General features: G+C 71.9%; 5 protein-coding genes. 2 read left to right on the top strand and 3 right to left on the bottom strand.

All coding sequences use genetic code 11. The annotated features are described in order from the left end of the window. Positions 1 to 292: 292 nt before the first annotated feature. From P1P70_RS37395 to P1P70_RS37385, 3 genes are all read right to left on the bottom strand, one after another. On the bottom strand, positions 293 to 1,912 hold the full coding sequence (locus P1P70_RS37395; RefSeq protein ID WP_319245696.1) for an AAA family ATPase: 1,620 nt from the start codon (positions 1,910 to 1,912) through the stop codon (positions 293 to 295). 130 nt (positions 1,913 to 2,042) lie between these two features. Further along, on the bottom strand, positions 2,043 to 2,759 hold the full coding sequence (gene cpaB, locus P1P70_RS37390) for a Flp pilus assembly protein CpaB (RefSeq protein ID WP_319245694.1): 717 nt from the start codon (positions 2,757 to 2,759) through the stop codon (positions 2,043 to 2,045). 112 nt (positions 2,760 to 2,871) lie between these two features. Next, positions 2,872 to 3,774, bottom strand: coding sequence for a hypothetical protein (locus P1P70_RS37385; protein WP_319245692.1), 903 nt, complete (start codon positions 3,772 to 3,774; stop codon positions 2,872 to 2,874). A 292-nt stretch (positions 3,775 to 4,066) separates the two neighbouring features. On the opposite strand from P1P70_RS37385, the gene P1P70_RS37380 reads away from it, so the two are divergent. Then, positions 4,067 to 5,785, top strand: coding sequence for a glycoside hydrolase family 18 protein (locus P1P70_RS37380; protein ID WP_319245690.1), 1,719 nt, complete (start codon positions 4,067 to 4,069; stop codon positions 5,783 to 5,785). Between the two features lie 90 nt (positions 5,786 to 5,875). Beyond that, the gene (locus P1P70_RS37375; protein WP_319245688.1) at positions 5,876 to 6,568 is read left to right on the top strand and encodes an RNA polymerase sigma factor; all 693 of its coding nucleotides are present in this window, start codon (positions 5,876 to 5,878) and stop codon (positions 6,566 to 6,568) included. Positions 6,569 to 6,777 lie beyond the last annotated feature (209 nt).

The following is a 6,777-nucleotide window of genomic DNA, read 5'->3' as shown; positions in this document are numbered from 1 at the left end:
GGTCGGGGGCGCGCCGGGGGGTATCCGTCCTCGGAACGGCGCGGAATCGGTCGGCTGGGAAGTCGGACGCGTTGACGCGCCAACCGCTGCGGGCGGACACCCCCCGACACGCCCCCTTCTCGCCGTACGCGGCTCACCCGCCATCGGGGCTGCGCCGCCGGGGGCACTGTGGTCGGGCGTGGGGCCGCCGTTTCGGTGCTCGCGCGTGCAACTGCCGGGGGCGCTGTGGGCGCGTGTACGGCCGCACGGGGCGCGTCGGTCTTTTCGTGTGCGGGGGTTTTCGTGGTCGGGGTCATGGGGTGTCCCCCTCCAGCGCCGCGCCCGCCTCGCCGTTGACGGTCCAGCCCGTGTCGAAGCCGGGGAAGAAGAGGGGGACGTTGGCCTGGACCTCGGCTCGCATCACGGGGCCGGCGGGGGCGCAGTCGATGGAGGTGTCGCTCCAGGCGCCCGGGAGGTTCGCGCTGCCCGCGGTCTCGCAGGCGCCTGCGACGTCGCCGTCGACCGCGTACGCGGCGGTGGCGGCGCGGGCGGCCTCGTCGGCGGCGTTGCCGGCGAGGGAGTAGGTGTAGCCGTAGAGGGCCGCCTGCCAGAGGATCGTCATGGTGATCAGGATCAGGGGGAGCATGCCGGCGAACTCGAGGGTCGCCGAGCCCCGGTCGCCGCCCTTGCGGCGCAGGACCAGGGCGCCTCGGTCGCCGGAGGACCTGCGGCGTCGGCCGCCGTGGTGGTTGTGGTCCGGTGCGGCGACCAGGTCCAGTTCGGCGGCCAGCGCCCACAGTGCCTGTTTGACGGAGGAGCGGGCGTCGAGGTCCTGGAGGCGGCCCGCGTCGACGACGGACTGGAGTTCCTTGAAGGCGGCGGGGACGGCGGCGCGGGCCACTTTCGTGCCGGTGACCTTCTCCACCAGGGGCGGCTGGATCTCCGTGGCGCGCGACAGGCGGTTGACGACCGTCAGCGTCTCCTCGGCCTTGCGGATCTGGAGGCGGTCCCAGAGACGGACCATGCGTTTGGCGGCGCGGACGGCGACGACGTCCGGGGTGACCAGCAGGAGGGCCTGGTCGGCCATCTCGACGGCGGCCGCCGTGGCCGCGTTCATCTGGGAGCCGCAGTCGACGACCACCACGTCGTGCCGGGAGCGGAGGGTGGCCACCACCTGGCGGGCCACCCGGTCCGTCACCTCCTCGCCGCGTTCGCCCTCGGCGGGGGCGAGGAGGAGGGAGATGCCGGTGTCGTGGGCGTAGACGGCCTCCTGGAGGACCCGGGGGTTGAGGTCGGTGATGGCGGCCAGGTCGGCGACCGAGCGGCGGAACTGCACGTCGAGGTAGGAGGCCACGTCCCCCGACTGGAGGTCGAGGTCGAGGAGGGCGACCGTACGGCCGGACGCGCGGGCCGCGAGGGCGAGTTGGACGGCGGTGACGGTGGCGCCGACGCCGCCCTTGGCCCCGCTGACCGTGACGACGGTGCCGCCGGGGCCGGCGTACAGTTCGGGCGCTCCGCTGCCGAGGTGGCGTCGCATGCCGGCCGACCAGGCGGCGGCGGCCTGGACGCGTTCGGCGAGGGCCTCGTAGGAGAGGGGGAGCTGGACGATGCCCCGGGCGCCTGAGTCCATGGCGGCGGTGAGGACGCCGGTGCTGGTGTCGGAGGTGATGAGCACGACGCCGACCGCCGGGAAGCGCAGGACGAGATCGCGGACCAGGTCCAACGCCGGTACCGGGCCGATCCGTTCGTGGACGAGCACCACCTCCGGCAACTCGTCCAGCGAATCGGCGGCCATCCGCGCCAGGGTGTCCAGCAGTGCGGTGGAGTCGGAGACGGGCGGTGCCGGTTCCGCGTCGGCGAGCTGGCCGAGCAGCGTGGTGAGGGCACGGGCCGAGTCGACGTCACCGGCGGCGGGGAGGATGCGGATGGTCATCGGCGGATCCCCGTTCGTGGAGCGGAGGGCGAGGGGATCTCGTGCGCGCCGATCCGTAGTGGCGTTCGGCGCACCCCCGTTCGAGGGGTCCTCGTGCGGACGTTCCGGACCGACCTCATCGCGGGGCCTCCTACTTGTCCTCGTCGAGGGTGTACGAACGGTCGTCCGGTACGACGACGGTGGCCTCGCCGCCCCCGACGAGGGCGAGACGGACGTGCTCGGCGAACGACTCGGCGAAGGCGACGCGTTGGGCGTCGGCGGTGTCGAGCGCGAAGGTGATCGGGACGGCCTCGGTCGCCGTGCGCCGGCGGTCGCTGCTGGACTGGCCCGATTCGAGGGGGGTCAGTTTGCCGACGTCGATGACGCGGGCGTCGGCGACCATGAGCTTGGAGGTGTCCTTGCCCGAGTCGCTGTCCTTCTCCTCGAACGTGGCGTAGATGTTGACCAGCGACCCTGGGTTGATCTTCCCGGCCACACCGGTGGAGGCGTCGATCAGGATGGCGATCTCCTGTTGTCCCGCTTCGAGTTCGGGCCGGTCGACGATCATGTCGGACTGGAGCAGGGAGCCCTTGCTCAGCTGGGTGACGGCGATCTTCCCGCGGATCTCGGCCAGGTCGGTGACGGCCGTGCCGGACAGCCACCGCTCCGGCATCGAGATCTTCTCGAACTGCCCCGCCGTCAGCTCCTTGTAGGGCGCGATGTCGCCCTTCAGCCGGTACGCGGTCACCTCGGGTCCGACCTTGGCGTTCACGTCCCGGATCACCGAGAGCACCCCGGCGAAGGCGGCCAGGGCGCACAGGGCCGAGAGGACCAGCAGGATGACGCCGCGGCGCTGGCGTGAGTTCACTACTTCTCACCTCGTGGGGACGTGCCGGGCACGTGAGCGGGCCTGCTGCTCGGTCGGGGCGGGGACGGACGGGTCGTACGGCCCTGTGGGCTCGGGGGTTGTCGTACGGCTGTCATGTGACCCCTCGCGGCAGTGCGCGCACGGGCGGCGGTTCGGGCTCGCGTAACGGGGCCGCGCAGAACCCGCAGCGGTCGCCGATGAGTTCGAGGCCGCACCAGTGGCAGGTCTCGCGGCGTACGGACGACACGAGCTGGTAGAGCACAGAGACGTCGGAGAGGCCGGCGGCGAACTCGACGAGCTTGCCGGTCCCCCACCAGCGCACGGACCCCTCGGGCAGCGGCACCGGCAGGGACCCCTGCACCTGCCAGGCCGGGGCGAGCGTCCCGGTGACCCAGTCGGAGGGCGGCTGCGGTCCCTGCGCGACGAGCAGCCGGGTGCCGAACTCGGGTCCCGTGAGCGGCTCCTCGTCGGCGGTGTGGAGGCGGACCAGCTGGGGCCGCGGGTTGGCCAGGACCGCGAACTGGGCTCCCGGCAGCCAGGACTTGGCGTGCGTCTTGAGCGTGACCGGCACCCGGTCGAGCTTGGCGACGGAGCCGAGGAGCGCGCCGGCGTAGATGTAGTGCGCGAGGAGGCGTACGGAGGAGGCGAGCACTCCCGGGCTGAAGTCGCAGACGGACAGCTGCCGCAACTGCTGGGCGAGCAGGGCGACGCCGAGCGGCGGCAGATCCACACCGAGCAGGGCGATGCGGTCGCTCTCCAGCACGGAACGGACGGTGTGCAGCCGCCGGGTGACGGCCGACGCGTCGGAGGACGAGTGCAGGGCGATGACGTAGCCGTGCTGCTCGATGAGCGCGTGCATGCCGTACAGGGAGGCTTCGAGGGTCTCCTGCGGCTGTACGACCGCGGGCGGGGACTGCCGGTCGTGCGGTGGGAGCACCAGGTCGGAACTGGTGACGGCTATCGCGGTCGGCACGCTGCACACCACCCCGTTCGCTTCGGCGAGGTGGTCGACCACCGCCTCAGACGGCCCCTGTGGGGAGCGACGTCTGCCTCGACGTCCCTCCCGCATCGTCTTGCATCAGCACCATATCCACGGCATGGCCCGATCAACACCGAATCTCCTTGATCAACTCACGGGCGGTGGGGGCCGTATCCACACAGAGTGAGACGCATATGCCTCAACTCGGCAGGTGGGCGGGGAGGTTGGGCTCCACGAACGGGTGAACGGGCCTCGGCCGGGAGTCTTGACAACCTGATTGGTCTGGACCAACTTTACGACTATGTTCAGACACAGAAGACGCATACACATGCGGACGAACGCGCGAAAATGTGAGAGTGCGCGCATACGGGGACGGACCCGGCTCCGGTCGGGCGTCGTCGCCGTCTCCCTCGCCCTCGGTCTCTCGCTCGCCGGCGCCGGGGAGGCGTCGGCCGCGGACATCAACAACGCCAGGAACGCCGGATTCGAGTCGGGGCTCAGCGACTGGAACTGCTCGGCGGGCAGCGGCGCGACCGTCTCCTCCCCGGTGCACGGCGGCGCGGCCGCGCTGCGGGCCACCCCGGCCGGGCAGGACAACGCCCGCTGCGTCCAGACCGTGGCGGTGAAGCCCGGCTCGACGTACACGCTCAGCGCCTGGGTGCGGGGCGGGTACGCGTACCTGGGCGCGACCGGGACCGGTACGACCGACGTCTCGACGTGGACGCCGGACTCGACGGCCTGGAAGCAGCTGTCGACCACCTTCACCACCGGCGCCTCGACCACGGCGGTGACGGTCTACACGCACGGCTGGTACGGCCAGGCCGCCTACCTCGTCGACGAGGTGTCCGTCTTCGGCCCCGACGGCGGTGGTGGCGACCAGCCGCCCACGGTCCCGTCCGCCCCGGCCGGGCTGACGGTGTCGGGCTCGACGTCCTCCTCGGTCTCCCTGGCCTGGAACCCGGTCTCGGGTGCCACCGGCTTCCACGTCTACCGGGGCGGCACCAAGGTCCGGTCGGTGACCGGCACTTCGGCGACGGTGACCGGGCTCGCGGCCTCCACCTCGTACGCGTTCCAGGTCACGGCGGCGAACGCGGCCGGTGAGTCGGCGCGTTCGGCGACGGTGACGGGGACGACGACGGCGACCCCGGGCGGCGGCACCGGCGTCCCGAAGCACGCGGTGACCGGGTACTGGCAGAACTTCGACAACGGGGCCACGGTGCAGCGGCTCGCCGACGTCCCCTCGCAGTACGACATCATCGCCGTGGCCTTCGCGGACGCCACCGCCACACCGGGCGCCGTCGCCTTCACCCTCGACTCGGCGGGCCTCGGCGGCTACACCGTCGACCAGTTCAAGGCCGACGTCCGGGCCAAGCAGGCGGCCGGCAAGAAGGTCATCGTGTCGGTCGGCGGTGAGCGCGGCACGGTCGCGGTCAACAACGCGGCCTCCGCGACGAACTTCGCCGACTCGGTGTACGCCGTGATGCGGACGTACGGCTTCGACGGCGTCGACATCGATCTGGAGAACGGGCTCGACGCGACGTACATGACGCAGGCGCTGCGGTCGCTGTCGGCGAAGGCCGGCCCGTCGCTGGTCATCACGATGGCGCCGCAGACCATCGACATGCAGTCGACGTCGAACGCGTACTTCCGGACGGCGCTGAACATCAAGGACATCCTGACCGTCGTCAACATGCAGTACTACAACAGCGGTTCCATGCTGGGCTGCGACGGCAAGGTCTACAGCCAGGGGTCGGTGGACTTCCTCACCGCCCTCGCCTGCATCCAGCTGGAGAACGGGCTCGCCCCCTCCCAGGTGGGGCTGGGGCTGCCGGCCTCCACACGGGGCGCGGGCAGCGGGTACGTGGCGCCGAGCGTGGTGAACAACGCGCTCGACTGTCTGGCCCGGGGCACGCACTGCGGCTCCTTCAAGCCGCCGCGGACGTACCCCGACCTGCGGGGCGCGATGACCTGGTCGACCAACTGGGACGCCACAGCGGGCAACGCCTGGTCGAACGCGGTGGGGCCGCATGTGCACGGGCTGCCGTAGCCGGCTCCCGTAGGAGTGTGGCGCGGGTCACCGGAACCTCTCCCACCTCATGGAGAGAGCAGAGTGTGAGGTGGGAGAGGTGCATGAGAGATGAGTGACCCCGAGAGGGAGCGGGCGCACGCCGGGCCCCCGGTGCGGGCGCGGATACGGGCCGGGGACCGGGACGCGTTCGCCGAGGTCTACGACGCCTACGCGCGGGCCGTCTACAACCACGCCTACCGGCTGATCGGTGACTGGTCGACGGCCGAGGAGGTGATGGCCGACACCTTCCTGGACGCCTGGCGCACCCGGGAGCGGCTGGAGCCGGACGGCGGCTCGTTGAAGCCGTGGCTGCTGGGCATGGCGACCAACAAGGCCCGCAACGCCACCCGTGGCCGTGGCCGCCGGCTGGCGTTCCTGGCCCGGCGCCCCGGCCCGGAACCGGTGGCCGACTTCGCCGACGAGACCGCCGGGCGCCTCGACGACGCACGCCGGCTGGCCGCCGTACGGCAGGTGTACGGGCGGCTGCGGCGCGCGGAGCGTGAGGTGCTGGCGCTGTGCGTGTGGTCCGGCCTCGACTACGGGCAGGCGGCCGAGGCGCTGGGCGTCCCGGTGGGGACCGTACGGTCCCGGCTCTCCCGGGCCCGGGCGCGGCTCGGGCGGCTGACGGACGAGCGGCTGCGTGAGGAACGTACGCGAAACATGACGAACGGTGGGGAACCGGGGCGTCGTCGCGGAGAGGTAGGGGGCGAGGCCGCGTTCGCGGCCCTTCCGCTCAAGGAGATTCAGGAGGGATCCCGATGAACGAGGAGCTGGCCCGACTGCTGCCGCCCCCGCCCGAACGGGACGTCCCGCCTGGTCGCCTCGCCCACCACAAGGACCGACTGATGCGACTCATCGACGACGCCCCGGTTCCCCACCGTTCGTCATGTTTCGCGTACGTTCCTAACGCAGCCGCCCGGCCGTCAGCCGCCCTACCCATGCCCCGGCCCGGGAGAGCCGGGACCGTACGG

It is taken from the genome of Streptomyces sp. MB09-02B, from assembly GCF_033794485.1.
In the GTDB taxonomy this organism is placed as follows: domain Bacteria; phylum Actinomycetota; class Actinomycetes; order Streptomycetales; family Streptomycetaceae; genus Streptomyces.
Note: the sequence above shows the minus strand (reverse complement) of the source record. Positions and strands in the feature narration are given on the sequence as shown.